This window comes from Methanospirillum sp., from assembly GCF_035560735.1.
GTDB lineage: Archaea > Halobacteriota > Methanomicrobia > Methanomicrobiales > Methanospirillaceae > Methanospirillum.
Genome location: NZ_DATMYY010000215.1, coordinates 1 through 2,518, shown reverse-complemented (window position 1 = coordinate 2,518; position 2,518 = coordinate 1). Strand labels below are relative to the sequence as shown.

Below are 2,518 nucleotides of genomic sequence, written 5' to 3'. Positions count from 1 at the left end.
CGATCAATTTTTTTTATTTTAATTATTTTTCATCAATCGCATCCCATTCAGGGTAACAAGGATTGATGATCCAGTATCTGCTAGCACTGCAAGCCAGAGATCCACATATCCAAAGAGTGCCAATATAACAAAAATTACCTTTACCAGGATAGCAAATGCAATATTCTGCTTTATTACTGCAAGAGTCAGCCTGCCCTTGATGATTATGCTGGCAATCCTTTTGAGATCATCTGACATCAGTGCAATATCTGCGGTTTCGAGCGCTGTATCAGAACCGGCAACACCCATGGCAATTCCAACATTCGACGTGGCAAGTGCCGGGGCGTCATTGATTCCATCTCCGACCATTGCAACTGATCCATAATCTTCAGCCAGTTTCTTGATGGTATCTACTTTCTCCTGTGGGAGGAGATCACTGTGATATGAATCAAGATTCAGTTGTTGTGCCATGGCTGAAGCAACCCGGTGATTATCTCCGGTAAGCATCGTGATATGCTGTATCCCTGCTTTGTGAAGGGATCTGACAGCATCATAACTCTGTTCACGCAGGGTATCTGCCACAGCGATAATCCCAGAGATAGCGGTAGATGATCCGATAATCATCACCGTTTTCCCCTTATCTTCAAGTGAAATAACACGATCCTGTACTGGCCTGAGATCAACCCCGAGTTCTTCGAACAGGTGGATGTTGCCAGCATATATGGTGTCTGCCCCAACCATTGCCTGGGCCCCCCGACCGGTTATCGCATGAAAGTCAGTGGAAGACAGTATGGAAAGTCCTGTTGCCTTTTCGGTAACTGCGGCTGCCAGCGGGTGTTCAGACCACTGTTCTACTGATGCTGCCAGGGTGAGGAGATCCTGTTCATTCATGTCTCCAAGTGGAAGAATGTCGGTAACAACCGGATGGCCACTGGTGAGGGTCCCGGTCTTGTCAAAAGCGATGGCTTTTACGGTTCCCATGCCCTCAAGAAATGCCCCTCCTTTAATAAGGACGCCGTTTCGTGATAAACTGCCGATAGCTGAGGCGATGGAGACCGGTGTTGAGATCACCAGTGCACATGGACAGGATATAACCAGCAGGACTAGGCCACGATAGAACCAGGGTGCAAATTCTTCAGCAAAGAGCATCCAGGGAATTACCATGATTGCAGCCGCTGTAAGCAGGACAATCGGAGTATAATACTTTGCAAACAGATCCACAAACTGCTGGGATGGTGCTTTCTGTGCCTGTGCCTCTTCGACAAGATGGATAATCTTTGAAAGAGTAGAGTCTGAAGAAAGATGAGTTACTTCTAACTCCAAAACACCGTTCCCGTTCACTGTACCGGCGTATATTTGGTCTCCCTGAATCTTCTCTACCGGGATTGATTCGCCGGTAATGGCAGCCTGGTTTACTGAAGAATGGCCGGTTTTGACAATTCCATCCATTGCAATGCGTTCTCCGGGCCTGACAATGATGAGATCACCTATGAGAAGCTGCCCGACTGGAAGGATGGATTCAACTCCATCACGGCGGACTGTTGCTTGTGAAGGGGCAAGGTCCATCAATGCTCTGATGGATCTCCGGGTCCTGTCCATGGTGTAAGCCTGGAGTGTATTCCCTACTGAAAAGAGTACGGCCACCGTTGCTGCTTCACTCCATTCACCAATCGCTGCTGCCCCAACAACTGCCACGGTCATGAGAACATTCATATCAAACGATAAGACTCTAAGTCCATACAAACCGATTTTTGCTGTGTGAAATCCTCCGATTATTGAGGCACCAGCGAATAATGGAATAACAAGTTCTGTCATAATTCCAACATGATCGATGACAAAACCCGTCACCAGTAATATTCCTGATATGATGGTTGCCATGGTTCTCTGGTCAATCCATCCTCTGGATATCTGTGCAGGGCGTTTCGTATTATCCCGGTATTGTGCAGAATATCCTGCCTGACTGACTGCTTTTACTATCGCATGAACCGGGGTTGTATGTTCCACTGTCATGGTTCCGGCTGTAAAGTTGATCCTTGCTGATTTCACTCCTGGTAGAATTGCAATCCTCTTTTCCAGGTGTGCTGCACAATCTGCACAATCAAGTCCGGTAAGAAAAAAACTGCTTGTTGTCAGTGGTCTGGTGATATCTGCATGGGTCCCGTCATCATGATGGGTGATTTCTCCTGCACAACATGTGCAGGAATCGTGGTGAGAATGATCATGTGTTTCTGTTTCCTGATTATTTTCCGGTGATATATGGGATGGTTCATCATGGTTATGCTGATTTGAGCATCCTTCAGTGTCTATGTCCTGATGGTGTTGTGGATCAGACGAACAACATCTGCAGGTTTCATGATGATGTTCCGGGGGTTTTTCGTGCATATGGTTATTCATGATCTCATGGGGTACTGTATCATGGGTGTGTGTATGACAACATTCGTCAGAGCATTCCGATGGTGGCATCTGCGATTGTCTGATATTTTCCTTCATGGGGCGTATCCTTGCATGGTTTGTAGGAGAGAAGATATCTTTTTAATAG

1 protein-coding gene is annotated in these 2,518 nt (G+C 46.6%); it reads right to left on the bottom strand.

Translation table 11 applies throughout. The annotated features are described in order from the left end of the window. Positions 1-18: 18 nt before the first annotated feature. Positions 19-2,361: a heavy metal translocating P-type ATPase gene (locus tag VN429_RS06350; protein ID WP_325631073.1), complete on the bottom strand. Its 2,343-nt coding sequence runs from the start codon at positions 2,359-2,361 to the stop codon at positions 19-21. Positions 2,362-2,518 lie beyond the last annotated feature (157 nt).

Excerpts from the sequence above, each read along its gene's own strand:
- VN429_RS06350 (WP_325631073.1), bottom strand. The coding sequence starts at position 2,361 with ATGCACGAAAAACCCCCGGAACATCATCATGAAACCTGCAGATGTTGT.